Source organism: bacterium (assembly GCA_019695305.1).
In the GTDB taxonomy this organism is placed as follows: domain Bacteria; phylum UBA10199; class UBA10199; order UBA10199; family JAIBAG01; genus JAIBAG01.
Map to the genome: position 1 here is coordinate 17,782 of JAIBAG010000018.1, position 18,592 is coordinate 36,373.

Below are 18,592 nucleotides of genomic sequence, written 5' to 3' on the forward strand. Positions count from 1 at the left end.
GTTTTAGTCACGCTATTTGTACCTACTGCATCACACCGGGTTTTATAAGCGAAAACCTGGCTATTTCGGCATCAAACATATTTCCTTGCGCATCAATCATTTGATACGTACCTTGCATGGTACCAACCGGGGTTTTAAGCGGGCAAAAACTACTATATTCAAATGATTCACCAGGATTTAATACCGGCTGATAACCCACTACACCCGCACCTTTTACTTCTTCGCGTCCACCGTTACCGTCACTAATAATCCAATGACGGCTAATGAGCTGCGCCGGGATATTGCCTTCGTTGGTTATGGTGACATGATAGGTAAAAAAATAATGGTCATCCTCGGGAACCGATTCGTCTTCTACATAATGGGCATTAACACGTACGCGTATATGGCGGGTAATAGCTTCACTCATAGGGTTTTACTTTTTCTAATTGCTTTAACACATCTATTCCGTTGATTGTGGGTGCATTACATACCGATTTTTCACAAACATAGTAAGTGGTTTTTCCGTCCAGAGCCATGCGCCCCTTCATTAAAGCTAAATTTTCATTACTTTTATTTTTACTCACAACCATAATATTAGGATAAAAACCCCTGTTGATGGCTTCTAATATATATTGATCGTCCCCAACAATAACAATTTCTTTAGAGATATCTGTCTCATAATCAAACGCCAGCATAGCCATGGCAAAACCGGCCGGGTATTTAATAAGTTTATCACCCAAGCTTTTAAACATTGCGTCTACTTTAGTTTGATACTCACCATTACCCGTAAGCGGCACTAATTTAACCAAATTATAAAGCGCTACCGAGTTGGCCGACGGTGTAGCATTATCGTGTAATTCCTTGCTGCGAATAACAAGCGAGCTATCATCGCCCCGTCCATAAAAATAATTACCGCTTTTTTCATCCCAAAATGATGCATCCATACGGCTTTGTAAACTTTGGGCCCAGCTCATCCAACGGGCATCGCCATCGGCCAAAAAGAGTTCGATGAGCCCCCAATTTAAATAGGCATAATCGGATAACATGGCATGAACACGCGCATCTTTATCGCGATAACGACGTAAAAGTTTATCGTGTTTATCGAGATGAGTTTGAATAAAAGATGCCGCCTTTTGTGCCGCCTCTAAATAACGCTCATCGCCCAAAACCGCATAAGCCTTGGCCATGGCGGCAATCATAAGACCATTCCAATCAGTTAAAATTTTATCGTCTTTATGGGGATGAATTCTTTTTTCACGCACCTCAAATAATTTTTGAAGCGCTGCTTTTAATGGGCCGCTTTGTTTAGAATCCCAAATTAAATTATCGGTAGCATACAAAATATTTCCACCTTCTATACCTTCTTCAAATTCTGCATGATAATTTCCATTTTGTTGTACATGGTATGCCTTAACAATAGCCTCATACTCTTGATCGGAAAGAATTTGCTGTAACTCCGCTATTGTCCATAAATAAAACTTTCCTTCCACGCCTTCACTATCGGCATCTTCGGCCGAATAAAAGCCCCCTTCGGAGCTTGTCATATCGCGCAACACATAATCGAGTGTTTCTCTGGCAATTATTTTGTAATGTTCTTTTTTTGTAAGCTGATACGCTTCTAAATAAGTAAGTGTAAGCAGAGCATTATCGTAGAGCATTTTTTCAAAGTGTGGCACCAACCATTTGGTATCGGTAGAATAACGGGCAAAACCGCCACCCACATGATCGTACATTCCACCTTGTGCCATTTTATCGAGCGTTAACTCTACCATATGCAACGATTCGGCATTACCCGTGCGACGAAAAATGCGCATCAGTAAATTTAAATCGATACTACGCGGAAATTTGGGGGCTCCCGAATAACCACCATAAACCGGATCAAAACGCGCTCCAAAAACATGCAGCGCCTCCATAAAGGCTTTTTGTGTGGGTAAATTTTGGGAAGAAGTACTATCGGCCGATAAATGCGCGGTAAGATCATTGGCCGTTTTAAAAATTTCATCTTTTTGTGTAAGCCAGGCTTCCTGAATTTTTTCCAAAACCTTTAAAAACTGATCTTTCCAAAAAAAGGTTCCGCCATAAAAAGGTTTTAAATCGGGTGTTAAAAACACGCTCATAGGCCATCCGCCCCGCCCCGTCATAGCCACTACCGCATCCATATAAATTTGATCCACATCGGGGCGTTCTTCGCGATCTACTTTAATGGCAATGTAATCTTTGTTTAAAGCATCTGCCACTTCTTGCTTTTCAAATGAATCGTGCTCCATCACGTGGCACCAATGGCAAGTGCTATAACCAATACTTAAAAATATGAGTTTGTTTTGCTTTTTTGCCGCCTCAAAAGCCTGTGGCCCCCACGCATACCAGTGCACGGGATTATCTTTGTGTTGAAGTAAATACGGACTTTTTTCTTTGGCTAAATGGTTCATGGGTTTAGAGCCTTCTTCTTTGATGTGATTCACCTCTCCTCCATAGTAGCGCCAGGCCATGTAAAAGGTAAGAATGAGCACTACTAATCCAACCAAGCGTGAAGGATGAGTTTTTTGTGTCACCGGATGGGTGTAACTGATGATGCTAAAAATGTCGAGAAAAGACAAAAGAATCGGAGAGCCGTTCAAGAAAGGCTCAGATGCTAGGCGCCCTGACGAAGGGACCGGAGACGTACTGAAAAGTACGTTGAGGATTCCTGAGGAAGGGCAACAACGCAGATGGTCCTTTATTGGACGGCGGAGGCAATAAAAAAGCCCTTAAAATGGCTGCACACTTTAAGGGCTTCTTTACTTTTGAGAACCTAATTTCAAGGAGAACAACAACAGAGAGTATTAACGTTAGAGTATCTTAAAAGATTTAAACAAAAGCATTTCTTCGCGGGGACTAAGGCTAGAAATGAGAGCTTGCACCTTGGGTGAAAATTCGGAATCATTAAATTGAACCCGTTGTTCCACTCCTTCTTTAAGCTCTTCCTCCATCAATTGTTTTGAAATTTCCTTAAAAATTTCAACTACATCCTGGCGCGTTACGCCTTTTTGCTTTTTGATAGAATCAAAGGATTCGTTTTCGGCTAAAAACATCAAGAGTTCACTTACAGCTTCACGTGATAAATTGTTAAATTTCATATTTTCCCTCTTGTAAAATGTTGGATGAACTTACTTAAGATGCGCCAGTGTAGCACTCTTTTTTTTATCCTGTAAAGACTCTAAATGACGCTTCACGACATTTTACAAATCTGTAACCTTTTCAAATAGTTATTGACCACCGTACCCCTGTCCTGTATTTTACATAATCAAGACGTAGGTATATCGGATGAAGTCAAAAAAAGTTGCTCAAATTCGTATTGAAGGGACAGATCGCAAAGGGATCATTGCGGCCGTCACCCAATTTCTCTTTAAAAATCAGGTAAATATTGAAGATATTGATCAGCGCGTTCACGACGATTATTTGGTGATGACCATACTGGCTGATTACACCGATCTTAAGGGAACCTTGGGCTCTTTTATAAAAGAGCTAGAAATCTGCGCCCAAAGCGTTGGCACTAAATCCAAATTTATTCCGCTCGATAAAAAGCAGGTAAAAAACGTGGCTATCCTGGTTACTAAAGAAGACCATTGCTTAAAAGCTCTTATTAAACTCATCGCTAAAAAGAATTCGATGGGTAAAATTGTGGTGGCAATTGGCAATCATCCCGATCTCCAAGGCATTGCCCGCATGCACAACATCCCCTTCTTTCATGTGCCCTCCAAAGTAAAAAAGGAGCACGAAGAAAAAGTATTGGAGCTTTTAGATAAATACGACACCGATCTTGTTGTTTTAGCGCGCTACATGCAAATTTTATCGCCCGAATTCACCTTTAAATACGAGGGGAAAATCATCAACATTCATCCATCACTTTTACCTGCTTTTCCGGGGCCCAAATCGTACGAGCAGGCTTTTAATAAAGGCGTTGAAGTGGTGGGCGTTACCGCTCACTTTGCCACCATGGATTTGGATGAAGGCCCCATTATTGCGCAGGGCGCTTTTAATATTCATAAATCCAAGGATACTTTGGAAAATATTGTTAAAAAAGGACGAGCCCAGGAAGCGCGCGTGTTATGCCGTGCTGTGAACCTGTTTTTAAAAGATGCACTCTTCCTACGCCGCGGAAAAGTATTCCATGGCAAAAAAGAGCTGCTGGAAGCCGAAGAATAGCCGCTTTACTTTTTAACCTCTTTCCTTTACTAATCAGCACCATTAAATTTTAAACAGACTGATAGCACTTAGGAGCCACAAAAGTTATATTTAGAAAACTTTAAACTCCTAAGTGAAACGGCCCCCCATGAAAGTTAAAAAAGCAGTCATCCCGGCCGCGGGCTTTGGTACCCGTTCTCTTCCCGCTACAAAAGTGGTTCCCAAAGAATTATTGCCTATTGTTGATAAACCCGGCATTCAATATATTGTAGAAGAAGCCATCGCTGCCGGCTGCGAAGAAATTATTTTTGTCATTTCCAAAGGCAAAGAAAGTATTGCCGATCATTTTAAATCGCACCCTGCTCTTGAAGAACAGCTCACCAAAACCAACAAACAAGCCTTGCTCGAATCGATTACGGCTCTTAATAAAAAAGCGACGTATCGTGTGGTCTATCAAGATCACCCTCGTGGTTTGGGGCATGCCGTTTTGTGCGCCAAAGAAGCCGTGGGTAACGATTGGTTTTTTGTGTTCTTGCCCGACGATTTAATTTCTAACCCTGTTCCATGCGCCACCCAAATGTTAACACCACTTAACGATTACAACGCCGGCGCCATTGCAGTAATGGAAGTGCCATGGGAACAAGTAAGCATGTACGGAGTGGTAAAGGCACACCCACTTACAGCACACGTAGGTAAAATTGAAAGCGTTATTGAAAAGCCCAAACGTGATGTAGCTCCGTCTAATTTAGCTATTATAGGACGCTATCTGTTGCCACCCAGCATTTTTACACATTTAGAAAAAACCTCTCCAGGCGCTATCGGTGAAATTCAGCTCACCGATGGGCTTTTAAGTTTATTAAAAGACGAAGAACTCTACGCCTACCAATTTGAAGGCGAACGTTTTGATGTGGGCAACAAAGCCGGCTTTGTTGAAGCCAATATCCATTACGCCCTTCATCATCCCGAAACTAAAGACGCCATTCAAAAGTTTTTGGATTTGCAGAAAGAAAGATAATTCTTCTATATAAAGGAAGGAGCAAGCGGAGTAAACACCGGTTACCCGGTGAAAAAGGTAGACTTTTTACTGACCCCCGCTTGCTCTCTGGCAGGCCCCTACCGTGCGGCAGGGGTGATCGTCCATCCATCATGTATTATACAATTTTTTTTGACTATTAGAATAGTAAAGTTAAATTTTTGACGTTTTATATATAAATGACTGATTTTATTGACATAATTCTACCGATACCGCTCAATAAAGCGCTCACTTATCATAGCTCAAACCCGCTACAAACAGGGCTAAGAGTACTCACTCCTTTAGGCACAAAAAAGGCTGTTGGCTTTGTGTTTAAAAGCCATGCAAACCCCGAAAAAACTAAAACCAAGGGCATTTATCAGGTACTCGACAAAACTCCTTTGCTCACCCCTGCTTATTTAGAATGGCTCTTGTGGGCTTCTCAATATTACATGGCGCCACTGGGCGAAGTATTGGCCGCCGCCATCCCATCACCACTTTTTGAAGCTGTCAGCGACGAAAAAATACGCACCAGAAAATCACGCGCGCAATCGCAAACCGTTTTAGATACACCTCATCAAACCGTTACTTTAAACCCCGAACAAAAAGGCGCTTTGGATTTGCTTATTCAAGATTCCAATACAGGCCAGTACTCAGCTCATCTTCTCCATGGCATCACCGGCTCGGGAAAAACCGAGGTGTACATTGAACTTGCCAAACATATTTTAAAAAGCGGCAAACAGGTGATGGTGCTGGTTCCCGAAATTGGTCTCACCCCTCAAGCGTTGGCTCGTTTTCAAAAACATTTTGGAAATGAAATGGGGGTTTTTCATAGTAATCTCACGCAAAACCAGCGTCTGTTAGAGTGGCTTAAATGTGAATCGGGCGAAAATAAAATGATCATTGGCACACGCTCGGCTCTCTTTGCTCCCTTTAAAAATTTAGGCGCTATCATCATCGACGAAGAACACGATAGCTCGTACAAGCAGGAAGAACGCTTCCGCTACCATGCCCGCGATTTAGCCATGGTACGCGCCAAGATGGAAAAGGCAATTGTTCTGTTAGGATCTGCCACTCCCTCACTGGAAAGCATGGCCAATGTAGAAAAAGGAAAACTCAAAATACACACTCTCACCACGCGCGCCACCGGACAAAAAATGCCCGAGGTTTTAGTAGTGAACATGGCCGCTCAAAAGCGGCAAACCACTTCACCACTTGATCTATCTGTAGAACTGATAAAGGCCATTGAATATAAATTAAAGCAAGGCGAGCAAGTGATGATTTTGCAAAACAAACGCGGTTATGCCAGCGCTATCTTTTGCACCGCCTGCGAAAAAGCGCTCACCTGCCCACATTGCAGTGTGCCGTATACCTATCACAAGCATGGCAGCTATATGCTGTGTCATTATTGCGATCATAAAGAAAAACGCCCCGATAAATGCACACTCTGCGGCGAGCCCAAAATCACCATGCTAGGGACCGGCATTCAAACCATTGAAGAACAGGTAAAAGTATTTTTTCCAAAAGCGCGCGTGGCCAGACTCGATCGCGACAGCACCAAAAAGAAAAATGCCATGGCGGATATTTTGCAACAATTGGCCGATAGAAAAATTGATATCTTGTTAGGCACGCAAATGATTGCCAAAGGGCATGATTTTCACGGTGTCACCCTCGTTGGCATTGTGGGCGTTGATTTGGCGTTATCACTGCCCGATTTTAGAAGTGCCGAACGCACCTTTCAGCTCATCACCCAAGTTTCAGGACGCGCCGGCCGCGGCGATAAACCCGGGCATGTCATCATTCAAAGCTATGGCCCGCATCATTACAGCATCGATTGCGCCTCACAGAATGACTATGCGCGTTTTGTTAAAACCGAAACCGATTTTAGACGCGAATGGGGCTATCCGCCCTACGGCCGTATGATCGCGATAAAACTATCCAGCCCGCAGCAAAATATTCTCTCCAGCTTTTGCAGCGATTTAGAGCGTAAGTTAGAAAAACAAAAATTCCCCGTCAGCGTCTTGGGCCCCGCCCCACAAGCCATTGAAAAGATACGCAATCAATACCGCTGGCATCTTTTAATAAAAGGCACTAAAGAAGGACCCGTTCATCAGGTGTGCCGGCAAATTTTGGATATGATTGGCAAACCCTCTAAAATTAGGGTGAGCGTTGATGTGGACCCGATGAGTATGATATAGTATTTAAAGAAATTATGTCGTTATTAAATGTACTCAAATACCCCGATAAGCGGCTTAAAAATAAATCAAAGCCCGTTATTGAAGTCAATAAAACCATCCGCGAATTGGCCGAGAGCATGATGGAAACCATGTACGTGGAAAACGGCATTGGTTTAGCCGCACCGCAAATTGGCGAGAACATACGGCTGATTGTGGTGGATGTCCCTATTCAAGATAAAATCAATGAAGAAAAATATCATCCTGATCCCGTCGCTTTAATTAATCCGGAAATTATTACCGGTGATGGAAAAATTCAGTACGAAGAAGGTTGCTTGTCATGCCCTGAACTTATCGTGCTGGTCGACCGCCAGAAAAATATTGTGGTGAAATATTTGGATTTAGAAGGCCGCCCGCAGGAACTCAAGGCCACCGATTTAAAAGCCGTGTGCATTCAACATGAAATTGATCACTTAAATGGAACCTTGTTGGCCGACCGTTTAAGTAGTGTTGACAGAGACTTGTACAAAACCAAACGCATCCGCATTGCGAAGGATGAAAAAGATTTGGAAAAAGTTCTTTGATCGTGCGATCGTACGTTCGTGCTTTCGTGCGATCGATTAAAAACACAAAAATATAATTCTTCGTACGAACGCACGAACGTACGAATCATCGAACGCACGAATGACCCTTTCTAACAAACCAACCATCCTCTTTATGGGCACGCCGGCTTTTGCGCTGGAATCTTTAAAAGCCCTCCACCTTGGTGGTTACCCTCTTGTAGGCGTAGTCACTCAGCCCGATACAGTGGCTGGACGTGGCTTAAAAGAAACAAGCTGCGCGTGTGCTGTGTACGCCCGCGAGAACAAGCTGCGCTTGTTTCAGCCACCTTCTATTAAAGACACTAAAACTATCGAAGAGTTAAAAGAACTAGCTCCTGACTTTATTGTAGTAGCAGCCTACGGCCAATTTTTACCGGATACTATTTTACAAATCCCTAAAATAGATATCGTCAATGTTCACGGCTCTCTCTTGCCTGCCTATCGTGGCGCGGCTCCCATTCAATATGCGCTACTTAATGGAGATACAACAACCGGGGTGTCCATCATGCGGGTGATTAAAAAAATGGATGCAGGCCCAGTGTATTCTCAAGCCACGTTGCCCATTGAAATAACCGATACCAGCGAAGGCCTTATGGCCAAAGCCGCCACGGTGGGGGCCGATCTTTTGACTAAAACTATTCCGCAAATAATTGATGGATTAAAACCCGTAGAGCAAGATGAAAGCAAGGTAAGCTTTTCGCCCAGCATTAAAAAAGCGGAGGGAAAAATTGATTGGACTAAAACATCCCATGAATTGGATTGCCTGGTACGAGCTTTTTACCCCTGGCCTATTGCCCACACAAGCATTCAGGGGAAAATTCTCAAAGTTTTTGAAGCAAGTCCCGTCCAAAACAATGCTTCAGGAGTAGCCGGAACTTTGGTATCCTTGGAATCTGACGGCATTGTGTTAAAAACAAACGCCGGTTGCCTTCTCTTAAAAACCGTGCAATTAGAAGGCAAAAAGAAAATGAATGCTGCCGAATGTGCCCGCGGTTTACGCTTAAATCCGGGTGACAAATTTGAATAGACTTACTCTTAGCGTCCCCCTTTGTAAGGGGGACTACAGGGGGTAGCCAAAAGTGGGCTACCTCCCCTAGCCCCTCCTTACAAAGGAGGGGAAAAAAGAATATATGACAAAACTCATTGCCCCTTCCATTTTATCAGCCGACTTTTCCTGCTTAGGCGAAGAAATTAAAGCCGTTGAAGCCGCCGGCGCCGACTGGATTCACGTCGATGTGATGGACGGCCACTTTGTACCCAATATCACCATTGGGCCCCTCATTGTAGAAGCCGTTAAAAAAGTGACCAAGCTGCCCATTGATGTGCACTTGATGATTGAAAACCCCGAACGTTATGTGGCCGACTTCATTAAAGCCGGCGCTACGCATGTGTCGGTACATGTTGAACAAGGCTATCATTTAGACCGCACCCTTAATTTAATCCGCGAATTGGACGCTAAACCCGGCATAGTTTTAAACCCGGCCACCTCTCTTTTATCGCTCGATAATTTATTGGGCATGGTGGACTATGTGTTATTGATGACGGTTAATCCGGGGTTTGGCGGGCAAAAGTTTATTGGCTACTGCAAAGATAAAATTCGTGATCTGCGGGCGCTCATTGATAAATCGGGCAAAAAGATTCTGCTCGAAATTGATGGCGGTGTAAAAGTAGATAACATTGGTGAACTCGCCAAATTAGGTGCCGATGTATTTGTAGCCGGCTCAGCCATTTATGGCAGCGGCAATTATAAAAAGACTATTGATGAGATGAAGAAAGCCATCAGCTAATGTCTATCGAGAAAAAAATCAGAAAAGCTGTTTTAGACGCTCCCGCCTATCACTTAAAAACCGAAGAAGGCATTAAGCTTAATCAAAACGAATCGCCGTGGGATATTCCTGTTCATCTTAAAACCGAAATTATCGAAAAACTGCTGCAAACCCCTTGGAACCGCTACCCGCTAGGCGATATTGTGCCGCTTAAGAAAAAACTCGCGAAACTCTTAAACCTCTGGCCCGATAATCTGGTGTTTGCCAATGGATCCAATGTGCTCATCCAAGCCATCATCATGGCCTGTGCCGTAAACGATAAAATCATGGTGCTCGACCCCACGTTTTCGGTGTACGAGCTGCAAGGTCAGCTCTTGGGCAACACCATTATTAAATACCCCTTGGACGAAAATTTTGAATTTGACCGCGATGCCTTGATTGCCACTGTAAAAAAGCAAAAACCAAAAGTCCTTTTTATTGCTAACCCCAATGCACCCACGGGAAATTTATATAACCTTAATATGATGCGGGCCATTGTAGAAGAATGCCCGTGCCTTGTTGTGGTAGACGAAGCTTACTACCCCTTTTCGGGAACAACCGTGATTAATTGGGTGCGTCAATACGATAACCTGATTGTGCTTCGCACATTCTCTAAAGCTTTTGCCATGGGGGGCGTCCGTTTTGGTTATTTGGCGGCCGATGCGGATATTGCCACCCAAATTGAAAAGTGCCTGCTGCCTTTTTGTATCAGTAAACTGACAGCGGCCTGCGTGGATACCGTTTTAGACCACCCCGAATATGTAGAAAACTACACCAGCGACATCTGCAAAGAGCGCGACCGTGTGGTGGAAGAAATGAAAAATATTCCAGGCATTACTGTTTACCCCACCAAGGCTAACTTCGTGCTTTTTAAATGCGAAGACTCGCAAACTGTATTTAGAAGAGTGCTGAATGAGGGTGTTATTTTAAGAGATGTGAGCAACCCCACCACGCTAGCCAAAACCCTACGGGTATCCATTGGCACCAAAGAAGAAAACAACGCCTTCCTGAGTGCTTTAAAAAAGGCAATATAAACATTTGGAAGATAACAGGTCTTTTGTTACCATATACCTTCATCTTGAGGGGGAATTATGTCGACAATTACAATTACCGAGTTTTTGGGCGACGGCATTGGGCCTGAGCTCTCCAAATCTATCCACGATTTTGCAGCCATTTTACCCATTAAATTTGAGTTTGAACCGGTAGATTTAACCTTTGAAAACCGGCAAAAAATGGGCGCTAAAGTTTACGAAGACGCCGAGAAATCGTTCAATAAAACGAAGCTCGCTTTTAAATACCCCACAGTCACCAAGGGAGAAAGCCCCAACGCTAAATTGCGCAACCTATTTGATTTTTCCGTCATTCACCGCCCGGTTATTTCCATTCCCGGTATTAATTCCAATTTTAAAGAAAACGTCGAAGTGCATATTATCCGCGTGGCTACCGGTGGCACTTACGAGCACGGTGGTGAGATGGTAAGCCCGGATGTAGCCGTGTCGCTCCGCGTGGTAGACCGTAAACCCTGTTTGCAAGCGGCCGAATTTGCCTTTGGTTTAGGGCAAAAAATAGGCAAAGGAGTCACCTCGGCCTCTAAATATACCATTCAAAAAGTAACCGATGGACTTTTTGAAGATGCGGTTAATGCCATTGCAAAAAAATATCCCGAAGTAAAACATGATGTAGAACTCTTTGATGCCTTACTGGCCAAAATGATTATTAAACCGCAAAATTACCATGTAATTGTGTGTCTTAATGAATATGGCGATTTCTTGAGCGATATGGCTTGCGGTTTAGTAGGCAGCTTAGGAATAGGCGCTTCGGCCAATTATGCTTTTGATGCAAACAACAAAGTAACGATGGCCATGTTCGACCCGGCCGGCGGCACAGCTCCGGATATTGCAGGCCAGAACAAGGTGAATCCAGCGGCGGCCCTCTTAGCTTTTGGAATGCTCCTCAACCATATTGATCGCTACGATTTAGGACACAGCCTTAGGCTCGCTCTACGCAGCCTCATTGCCGAAAAACAATGCACGGTGGATTTGGGTGGAAAATTATCGTGTACTGATTTTACGAGCGTGTTGATTAAGAAGTTTGGGGAAGAGTTTGAGAAGTATTCTAAAGAGAAGAAGTAACCCCCTCCCTTCCTCCCCCTTAATCTAAGTGGGAGGGGCTAAGAAAGTTCCCTCACTTAGATTAAGGGAGGGACAGGGTGGGTTACTCTTATGAATCCCAAGGTACATCCTTAACCCCTTCTTTAAAATTCACAAAGCGCGCCAGCACAAATAAAAAATCACTCAAGCGATTGATGTATTTAATAAACACAGCATCAATTTCTTCACTCTCCGATAAACCAATAATATTGCGTTCGGCCCGGCGGCATACCGTACGCGCCATGTGAAGAAAGCTCGATCCATGCGACCCGCCCGGTAAAATAAACGCCTTAAGGGGTTCCATTTTTTCTTCCATGGCATCAATTTCTTTTTCTAAAAATGTAATTTTAGTATCGGTAAAATCGGATTTTTCCTTTTGCTTTTTATGCTTGGGGTTAGCCATATTGGCCCCAAAAGCAAATAAATCGCGCTGGATAGAATAGAGAAGCGAAAGAGTTTTTTCGTCTTTAATAAACGAAGCGGCCACACCCAAAACCGAGTTCAGCTCATCCACATCCCCATAAGCATCCACTCGGGGGTTATCTTTTTTAACACGAGTTCCATCAAACAAAGAGGTTGTACCGTCGTCACCGGTTTTGGTATAGATTTTTGTCATAATAGAAACATAAAGGATTTTTCATGCTTTTTGTCAAAACATTTCCAGTAGGCGCTTTTCAATGCAACTGCACCATTTTGGGAGATCCCGAAACGGGTGATGCCATTGTGGTGGATCCGGGCGATGAAGGCGAACGCATTGTAAAAGAAATTAACGCCAAAGGATTTAAAGTAAAATACATCGTCCACACACACGCGCATCTCGATCACATTGGAGCAACAAGCTTTGTTAAACAAAAATCCGGCGGAACCATTGGCCTGCATAAAGATGATCTCTTCCTATACGAAAACATGGAAATGCAGGGGCAAATGTTGGGCTTACATGTAGATAAAAACGTAAAACCCATCGATCACTTTTTAACCCAGGGTGATATTTTGGATTGGGGAAAAAATCAAAAAATAGAAGTGTTGCACACCCCCGGCCACACACCGGGTTCGCTCTGTTTTTTGGCCAAAGGTTTTAATAACGGACAAGATCTTTTATTTGCCGGTGACACTTTGTTTATGGGTTCCATCGGCCGGACAGATTTATGGGGCGGCGATTACGGGCAGATTATTGATTCGATTAAGACTAAGCTTGTGACACTGGATGAAACTATCACGGTGGTATGTGGCCATGGTCCTAATACGACTGTGGGGAGGGAGAAAAAAGTGAATCCGTTTATCCAGTAATTACTCGAACCAATCCTCCAAAAGAAGCTCGGCAATATTTTTAAAATGTTTCTGATTATGAGTAACGAGCGTATAGCCATGTGAAATGGCAATAGAAGCAATCTCTAAGTCCATATCATCAATGGGCATGCCTTGGCTATTAAGAGTAGCCTTCAACCTACCATATATTTTAGCCGTACTTTTGGTGAAATTAAGAATCTGTAGTTTCTCGATATTTTTTTGAATGGCAAAGGAGTTTTCAGAAACTTTCTTGGACTTAAATGCCCCATAATATAATTCGGCAACTGTAATGGCCGACAAAAAAATATTTTCTTCCCCAATTTCTTTTATTTTTGAAAAAATATTTTTATTACCCTGAGTGAGATAAATATAGGTATCGGTATCGAGAATGTGCGACATACTTATTTAAAACGCGAACTATTTTGACGTGAAGAATAAATGGTGTTCATCATATCATCTGCTTCTTTTGGGGATAAAATTCCAAATACATCATCAAACACACCCGTTTTTTCCTTCTGTAATAATTCTTTTTCGAGAATAGATTGAATAATTCCCGAACGCGAAACCTTTGTTTTTTTGGCTTCTCGATCAATCCTTTTGACAATCACATCATTTAAATAAACCGATATATTCATGATTTATAATGGTATATTTGTATAATATAATTGTCAATATCTAATATATTACAAATTACTTAATAATATCAATCCCATCCATAAAAGGCACCAAAGCATCGGGGATTTTTACCGTACCATCGGCAGGATGGATTTATGGGGCGGTGATTACGGGCAGATTATTGATTCGATTAAGACTAAGCTTGTGACACTGGATGAAACTACCACGGTGGTATGTGGCCATGGGCCTAATACCACCGTAGGACGCGAGAAAAAAGCTAATCCGTTTATTCAGTAAATAAAAATTAAATTAGTTATCCTTTAATTAATATCTATTTTCACACACTTGACGCCTAGCCGCTTCAACCCTACTCACATCACCTTCTTCATATAGTACTCGCAAAGCAGCCTGACTTTCTGTTTCACCCGGCTTAACACTAAAATCTACACTTGGAAGTGCAGCAGAACACGCCGCTTCTTTTTTCTTAGGCTTCCTATCGAGAGCATCTAATGCGGAGCGTTGAGCAGAATAATTCCGCCCCCTCTCTTTCCAATTTTTTGCAACGCTTTCATATGCTCTGCGAGTAGTTTCATCAGTAGAGGCCAAAGCTTGAGCCTTAGCTCTATCCGCCCCATCCTGATAGCATGCAGCCGCATCAGACAGGTCGGCCCTATAATCTTGGGGATTGGTAATTGTTTCACAATCTGTAGGAAGAACCGATCGCATTTCCGCAGGCAATGCTGGCTGGATATGTTGGAACGCTATCCGGAGTTGTAATATCACTCATTTTAACTTGTTGTGGCGCTACTGCAAAGCCCATAAAAACCTCCTATAAATTTTATTCTAAATATGCCCAAATACAATCCGCACTGTGAAGTACGTACAATTTATTTATCGGTTATTTATTATACAAAGTTGCGTACTTTTATAGGGTAAAAGGGGAAAGGGGAAAATATGAATCATATTAAATACTTATAAAAAGATTAATAATGCATTGATACCCGATTAAACCGAACCAATAACCGTCACGCCATCCATAAAAGGCACCAAAGCCTCGGGGACTTTTACCGTACCATCAGCCTGCTGATAATTTTCTAAAATAGCCACCAGCGTACGGCCAACGGCTAAACCAGAACCATTAAGGGTATGCACCAGTTTGTTTTTTCCGTCTTTATCTTTAAAACGGGTTTTTAAGCGACGGGCCTGGAAGTCTACAAAGTTAGAACAAGAAGAGATTTCGCGGTAGGCGTTCTGACCCGGGAGCCATACTTCTAAATCATAAGTTTTGGCCGAACCAAAACCCATATCGCCTGTACACAAAACCATGCGGCGATAATGAAGGCCTAATTTTTCGAGGATTTTTTCGGCACTGCCGGTAAGTTCTTCCAACGCGTCAAACGATTTATCCGGGTGAGCAAATTGCACGAGCTCCACTTTATTAAATTGATGCTGACGGATAAGCCCTTTCACATCTTTCCCATAAGAACCCGCTTCGCTCCTAAAACAAGGCGTATACGCACACAAACGCAGCGGGAGCTGCTCTTCTTTTAAAATTTCATCACGGTAAATATTGGTTACCGGAACTTCGGCTGTGGGAATTAAATAGTGATTCGAATTTGTTTTGAAAAGATCGGCTTCAAATTTAGGAAGCTGGCCAGTACCATACAAACTATCGGCAATAGCCATAAAAGGCGGGAGCACTTCTTCATACCCATGTTCTTTGCGATGGGTTTCGAGCATAAAATTGATAAGAGCACGTTCTAAACGAGCGGCCAAACCGCGATACAGTGTAAAGCGAGCACCCGCAATTTTAGCACCACGATCAAAATCGAGAATTTTTAAACTTTCACCAATTTCAATATGGTCTTTGGGTTTAAAACTAAATTCAGGTTTTTTCCCCCATACTTTTACTTCTTTATTCCCTTCCAAATCGGCCCCTACAGGAACAGACGCATCGGGTACGTTGGGAATCACGGATAAAAGTTTATTGAGCTCGTCTTCAATAGACGTCATGTCGGCAGAAAGGGCTTTTACCCGGTCAGCCACTTTTTTCATCTCGGCCATAATCCCGCTGGTGTCGCGCTTTTCCTTATTGGCCATGGCAATTTCTTTAGATTTATTATTTTGTTCGGCTCTGAGCGTATCAAACTCCACCTGCAGCGCTTTGCGTTTGTTGTTCAAATCAAAAAGCCCGCTCGTATCCAGATCCGATCCACGGTTTTTGAGAGCTTGTTTAAAAGCGGCTTCGTTGTCTAAAATCCATTTTATATCTAACATGATTCATTCCTCGATTTGTAGGGGCAGGGCTTGCCCTGCCCGGGCGCAGCAAGCAGCACCCCTACCCGGTTACAACTTTTATCGATTCATACGTGACATCGAGTAAAAAATCAATTTCTTCTATAGTGAGTGATAAAGGCGGCATCAATACAATCACTGGGCCCAAGGGACGAAGAATCACGCCCTTTTCCCGCGCGTTCATAATCACTTTAATCCCTGCTTTTTCTTTAAGTTCGTAAGCGATCTTTTTTTGCACATCTTTCATGAGTTCAATCCCCACCATAAACCCACGTTGACGGATATCGGCCACAACAGGGATATCTTTGAAACGCTCAAGCCCTTTGGTGAGATGAGTAATTTTAGGCTGAAGCTTTTCAATCGTCTTTTCGTTCTCAAAAATTTCTAGATTAGCAATCCCAGCCGCACAGGCTAAGGGATTACCGGTATAGGTATGACCATGAAAAAATGTTTTGAGCTCTTCGTATTTATACTTAAACGCGTCATAAATTTTTTGCGTGGTGAGTGTAACAGCGAGCGGTAAATAACCGCCGGTGATCCCTTTAGCCGCACATAAAATATCGGGCTCTATCTTATCATGCTCGCAGGCAAACATTTTTCCTGTTCTACCAAAACCGGTGGCTACTTCATCCACAATAAGGAGCACATTGTGTTTAGTACAAGCCTCGCGCAACTTCGTCAAAAATCCTTCCGGCTGTGTGAGCATCCCCGCTGCCCCTTGAATAACGGGTTCGATGATAACCGCCGCTAATTCATGATGATGTTTTTCGATGAGGCTCACGGCATTGTCAAAATTGGCATGCAATGCGCTGAACAGGAGCGGCTTGTAAATGGCATGAAATAAATCCATCCCACCCACACTGACAGAGCCAATCGTATCGCCATGATAGGCATTATTGAACGAGAGAAACTTAGTTTTTTGAGTATTCCCCCCACCCTGCTGCCAATACTGAAAGGCGATCTTGAGAGCAATTTCAACAGATGTAGAACCACTATCGGAGTAAAAAACTTTTTTAAGATTTTGGGGAACAAATTTGAGTAATTTTTCGGCAAATTCCACGGCCGGTACGTTTGATAAACCCAATAAAGTGGAATGCGACACTTTATCTACCTGTGCTTTAATGGCGTCATTAATTTCTTTTTTATTGTGGCCATGAACAGTAACCCAGAGGGACGAAATTCCATCGAGATATTTTTTCCCCTCAATATCAAACAGATAATTCCCCTCGCCCCGCTCGATAATAAGTGGCGTTTCGGTTTCGTAATCATACATCTGGGTAAACGGATGCCAGATGTTTTGGCGATCGCTGTCTTGAAGTTTTTTTACGTCTTTCATAATCCCAAGTCTTTCAAAGCCTTTAAACACAAATCCAATTGCTCTTTAGTATGTGTTGCCATCACCGTAAAACGAATACGCGAAGAACCCTCGGCTACTGTTGGAGGCCTAATCCCTTGCGCCCAAATTCCTTTTTCAAAAAGTTTTTGAGAAAGCTCCATCGTTTTTTGCGCATCACCAACAAGCACAGGAATAATGGGCGAAACAGCTTCTTTCTTAAAGTAACGCACATTTTCCCATAATTTTTGTGTCATAGAAGCATCACTCTGAAGCAAGTTAATCGCTGCCTGCGAAGCCGCCAGCACGGAAGGTGGCAGCGAGGTACTAAAAATAAAAGTACGCGCTTTGTTAATAAGATAATTAATTAAATCACGGGAGCCACACACATAAGCACCAAAAGAACCAAGGGCCTTACCAAGAGTGCCCATTTGAATAAGCAAGGGATGGGCGGATGAAATACCATAATGCTCCACAACCCCTCTTCCATTTTTACCAAATACACCCGTGCCATGCGCTTCATCTACATAAACCAGCGCGTCATATTTTTCGGCAAGCTTCATAATGTCCGGCAAAGGGCATAAATCACCATCCATAGAAAACACGGTATCAGTGGCAATAAGAAATCGTGGATGGTGGATGGTGGATCGTGAATGGTTTTTTAAGAGTTCTTCTAAATGGCTTAGATCATTGTGACGGTACACCATGACTTTGGCTTTGTTCAAACGACAGCCATCAATAATACTGGCATGATTAAGTTCATCCGAAAAAATAAAGTCGCCCTCGCCCACAAGACAGGAGATAACACCGGTATTAGCCAAATAACCCGAATTAAAAACAAGTGCCGCCTCGGTACCTTTAAATGTGGCTATAGCGCTCTCCAGCTCATCGTGCAGCGTCATCGAGCCTGTGATAAGCCTGGAGGCTCCACTGCCCGCTCCATAGCGCCCTATCGCTTTAATAGAGGCTTCTTTTAAGGCCGGATGATTGGCTATGCCCAGATAGTTATTGGAAGAAAAATTAATCAGCTCGCGTCCATTTACGGTAAGAGTGGCATCCTGATCGGACGTAGTGGTACGCAAGGTACGGTAAAGCCCTTTTTGGGCTAAATCATCCAGTTTTTCTTTGAAAAATGAAGGGGCCATAAAAAACAAAGGGGCGGATATCCGCCCCTTT

General features: G+C 43.0%; 20 protein-coding genes. 10 read left to right on the top strand and 10 right to left on the bottom strand.

Features of this window, described 5'->3' with window-relative positions:
* Positions 1-22: 22 nt before the first annotated feature.
* From apaG to K1X76_08935, 3 genes are all read right to left on the bottom strand, one after another.
* The gene (gene apaG, locus K1X76_08925) at positions 23-406 is read right to left on the bottom strand and encodes a Co2+/Mg2+ efflux protein ApaG (GenBank protein MBX7149198.1); all 384 of its coding nucleotides are present in this window, start codon (positions 404-406) and stop codon (positions 23-25) included.
* Positions 399-2,597 (bottom strand): thioredoxin domain-containing protein, encoded by a 2,199-nt coding sequence (locus K1X76_08930; protein ID MBX7149199.1) that lies wholly within the window; start codon positions 2,595-2,597, stop codon positions 399-401. The genes apaG and K1X76_08930 overlap by 8 nt, the downstream gene beginning before the upstream one ends.
* A gap of 210 nt (positions 2,598-2,807) precedes the next feature.
* Positions 2,808-3,095: a hypothetical protein gene (locus K1X76_08935; protein ID MBX7149200.1), complete on the bottom strand. Its 288-nt coding sequence runs from the start codon at positions 3,093-3,095 to the stop codon at positions 2,808-2,810.
* 187 nt (positions 3,096-3,282) lie between these two features.
* On the opposite strand from K1X76_08935, the gene K1X76_08940 reads away from it, so the two are divergent.
* The 8 genes from K1X76_08940 to K1X76_08975 all read left to right on the top strand — a co-directional run bounded on the left by K1X76_08940 (position 3,283) and on the right by K1X76_08975 (position 11,868).
* Positions 3,283-4,164 carry a formyltetrahydrofolate deformylase gene (locus tag K1X76_08940; GenBank protein MBX7149201.1) on the top strand — a complete coding sequence of 294 codons (882 nt, stop codon included), beginning with the start codon at positions 3,283-3,285 and terminating at the stop codon, positions 4,162-4,164.
* Between the two features lie 127 nt (positions 4,165-4,291).
* A complete protein-coding gene (gene galU / locus K1X76_08945; protein MBX7149202.1) occupies positions 4,292-5,158 on the top strand; it encodes a UTP--glucose-1-phosphate uridylyltransferase GalU in 867 nt (288 codons plus the stop codon).
* A 197-nt stretch (positions 5,159-5,355) separates the two neighbouring features.
* Positions 5,356-7,353, top strand: coding sequence for a primosomal protein N' (gene priA, locus K1X76_08950; GenBank protein MBX7149203.1), 1,998 nt, complete (start codon positions 5,356-5,358; stop codon positions 7,351-7,353).
* A gap of 14 nt (positions 7,354-7,367) precedes the next feature.
* Positions 7,368-7,913: a peptide deformylase gene (gene def, locus K1X76_08955; GenBank protein MBX7149204.1), complete on the top strand. Its 546-nt coding sequence runs from the start codon at positions 7,368-7,370 to the stop codon at positions 7,911-7,913.
* Positions 7,914-8,013: 100 nt separating this feature from the next.
* Positions 8,014-8,958 (top strand): methionyl-tRNA formyltransferase, encoded by a 945-nt coding sequence (gene fmt / locus K1X76_08960; protein MBX7149205.1) that lies wholly within the window; start codon positions 8,014-8,016, stop codon positions 8,956-8,958.
* Between the two features lie 103 nt (positions 8,959-9,061).
* Entirely contained in the window at positions 9,062-9,718 is a 657-nt protein-coding gene (gene rpe / locus K1X76_08965; protein ID MBX7149206.1) for a ribulose-phosphate 3-epimerase, read from the top strand.
* The gene (gene hisC, locus K1X76_08970) at positions 9,718-10,770 is read left to right on the top strand and encodes a histidinol-phosphate transaminase (protein MBX7149207.1); all 1,053 of its coding nucleotides are present in this window, start codon (positions 9,718-9,720) and stop codon (positions 10,768-10,770) included. The genes rpe and hisC overlap by 1 nt, the downstream gene beginning before the upstream one ends.
* Before the next feature lie 57 nt (positions 10,771-10,827).
* Entirely contained in the window at positions 10,828-11,868 is a 1,041-nt protein-coding gene (locus K1X76_08975; protein MBX7149208.1) for an isocitrate dehydrogenase, read from the top strand.
* Between the two features lie 88 nt (positions 11,869-11,956).
* Here the strand turns inward: K1X76_08975 and K1X76_08980 are convergent, their stop codons facing one another.
* Positions 11,957-12,502, bottom strand: a complete 546-nt coding sequence (locus K1X76_08980) for a cob(I)yrinic acid a,c-diamide adenosyltransferase (GenBank protein ID MBX7149209.1) — start codon at positions 12,500-12,502, stop codon at positions 11,957-11,959.
* Positions 12,503-12,525: 23 nt separating this feature from the next.
* Here K1X76_08980 and K1X76_08985 point away from each other — a divergent pair, with 23 nt between their 5' ends.
* Positions 12,526-13,173 carry an MBL fold metallo-hydrolase gene (locus K1X76_08985; protein ID MBX7149210.1) on the top strand — a complete coding sequence of 216 codons (648 nt, stop codon included), beginning with the start codon at positions 12,526-12,528 and terminating at the stop codon, positions 13,171-13,173.
* Here the strand turns inward: K1X76_08985 and K1X76_08990 are convergent, their stop codons facing one another.
* Together K1X76_08990 and K1X76_08995 are read right to left on the bottom strand one after the other, a co-directional pair.
* Positions 13,174-13,572, bottom strand: a complete 399-nt coding sequence (locus K1X76_08990) for a PIN domain-containing protein (GenBank protein ID MBX7149211.1) — start codon at positions 13,570-13,572, stop codon at positions 13,174-13,176.
* A gap of 2 nt (positions 13,573-13,574) precedes the next feature.
* Positions 13,575-13,808 carry a ribbon-helix-helix domain-containing protein gene (locus K1X76_08995; GenBank protein MBX7149212.1) on the bottom strand — a complete coding sequence of 78 codons (234 nt, stop codon included), beginning with the start codon at positions 13,806-13,808 and terminating at the stop codon, positions 13,575-13,577.
* Positions 13,809-13,935: 127 nt separating this feature from the next.
* On the opposite strand from K1X76_08995, the gene K1X76_09000 reads away from it, so the two are divergent.
* Positions 13,936-14,085, top strand: coding sequence for a hypothetical protein (locus K1X76_09000; GenBank protein MBX7149213.1), 150 nt, complete (start codon positions 13,936-13,938; stop codon positions 14,083-14,085).
* Positions 14,086-14,112: 27 nt separating this feature from the next.
* Here K1X76_09000 and K1X76_09005 read toward each other — a convergent pair whose 3' ends face one another.
* From K1X76_09005 to bioF, 4 genes are all read right to left on the bottom strand, one after another.
* Complete coding sequence (locus K1X76_09005; GenBank protein MBX7149214.1) at positions 14,113-14,514, bottom strand: hypothetical protein; 402 nt, start codon at positions 14,512-14,514, stop codon at positions 14,113-14,115.
* Between the two features lie 279 nt (positions 14,515-14,793).
* Positions 14,794-16,065, bottom strand: coding sequence for a serine--tRNA ligase (serS, locus tag K1X76_09010; protein MBX7149215.1), 1,272 nt, complete (start codon positions 16,063-16,065; stop codon positions 14,794-14,796).
* Positions 16,066-16,126: 61 nt separating this feature from the next.
* Positions 16,127-17,419, bottom strand: coding sequence for an adenosylmethionine--8-amino-7-oxononanoate transaminase (gene bioA / locus K1X76_09015; protein MBX7149216.1), 1,293 nt, complete (start codon positions 17,417-17,419; stop codon positions 16,127-16,129).
* The gene (gene bioF / locus K1X76_09020) at positions 17,416-18,561 is read right to left on the bottom strand and encodes an 8-amino-7-oxononanoate synthase (protein ID MBX7149217.1); all 1,146 of its coding nucleotides are present in this window, start codon (positions 18,559-18,561) and stop codon (positions 17,416-17,418) included. The genes bioA and bioF overlap by 4 nt, the downstream gene beginning before the upstream one ends.
* Between the last annotated feature and the right edge of the window lie 31 nt (positions 18,562-18,592).

What these genes read in the sequence shown, in the direction of transcription:
- apaG (MBX7149198.1), bottom strand. Translation starts at nt 406, where the DNA reads ATGAGTGAAGCTATTACCCGCCATATACGCGTACGTGTTAATGCCCAT.
- K1X76_08935 (MBX7149200.1), bottom strand. Translation starts at nt 3,095, where the DNA reads ATGAAATTTAACAATTTATCACGTGAAGCTGTAAGTGAACTCTTGATG.
- K1X76_08940 (MBX7149201.1), top strand. Translation starts at nt 3,283, where the DNA reads ATGAAGTCAAAAAAAGTTGCTCAAATTCGTATTGAAGGGACAGATCGC.
- galU (MBX7149202.1), top strand. Translation starts at nt 4,292, where the DNA reads ATGAAAGTTAAAAAAGCAGTCATCCCGGCCGCGGGCTTTGGTACCCGT.
- priA (MBX7149203.1), top strand. Translation starts at nt 5,356, where the DNA reads ATGACTGATTTTATTGACATAATTCTACCGATACCGCTCAATAAAGCG.
- def (MBX7149204.1), top strand. Translation starts at nt 7,368, where the DNA reads ATGTCGTTATTAAATGTACTCAAATACCCCGATAAGCGGCTTAAAAAT.
- fmt (MBX7149205.1), top strand. Translation starts at nt 8,014, where the DNA reads ATGACCCTTTCTAACAAACCAACCATCCTCTTTATGGGCACGCCGGCT.
- rpe (MBX7149206.1), top strand. Translation starts at nt 9,062, where the DNA reads ATGACAAAACTCATTGCCCCTTCCATTTTATCAGCCGACTTTTCCTGC.
- hisC (MBX7149207.1), top strand. Translation starts at nt 9,718, where the DNA reads ATGTCTATCGAGAAAAAAATCAGAAAAGCTGTTTTAGACGCTCCCGCC.
- K1X76_08975 (MBX7149208.1), top strand. Translation starts at nt 10,828, where the DNA reads ATGTCGACAATTACAATTACCGAGTTTTTGGGCGACGGCATTGGGCCT.
- K1X76_08980 (MBX7149209.1), bottom strand. Translation starts at nt 12,502, where the DNA reads ATGACAAAAATCTATACCAAAACCGGTGACGACGGTACAACCTCTTTG.
- K1X76_08985 (MBX7149210.1), top strand. Translation starts at nt 12,526, where the DNA reads ATGCTTTTTGTCAAAACATTTCCAGTAGGCGCTTTTCAATGCAACTGC.
- K1X76_08990 (MBX7149211.1), bottom strand. Translation starts at nt 13,572, where the DNA reads ATGTCGCACATTCTCGATACCGATACCTATATTTATCTCACTCAGGGT.
- K1X76_08995 (MBX7149212.1), bottom strand. Translation starts at nt 13,808, where the DNA reads ATGAATATATCGGTTTATTTAAATGATGTGATTGTCAAAAGGATTGAT.
- K1X76_09000 (MBX7149213.1), top strand. Translation starts at nt 13,936, where the DNA reads ATGGATTTATGGGGCGGTGATTACGGGCAGATTATTGATTCGATTAAG.
- K1X76_09005 (MBX7149214.1), bottom strand. Translation starts at nt 14,514, where the DNA reads ATGCGATCGGTTCTTCCTACAGATTGTGAAACAATTACCAATCCCCAA.
- serS (MBX7149215.1), bottom strand. Translation starts at nt 16,065, where the DNA reads ATGTTAGATATAAAATGGATTTTAGACAACGAAGCCGCTTTTAAACAA.
- bioA (MBX7149216.1), bottom strand. Translation starts at nt 17,419, where the DNA reads ATGAAAGACGTAAAAAAACTTCAAGACAGCGATCGCCAAAACATCTGG.
- bioF (MBX7149217.1), bottom strand. Translation starts at nt 18,561, where the DNA reads ATGGCCCCTTCATTTTTCAAAGAAAAACTGGATGATTTAGCCCAAAAA.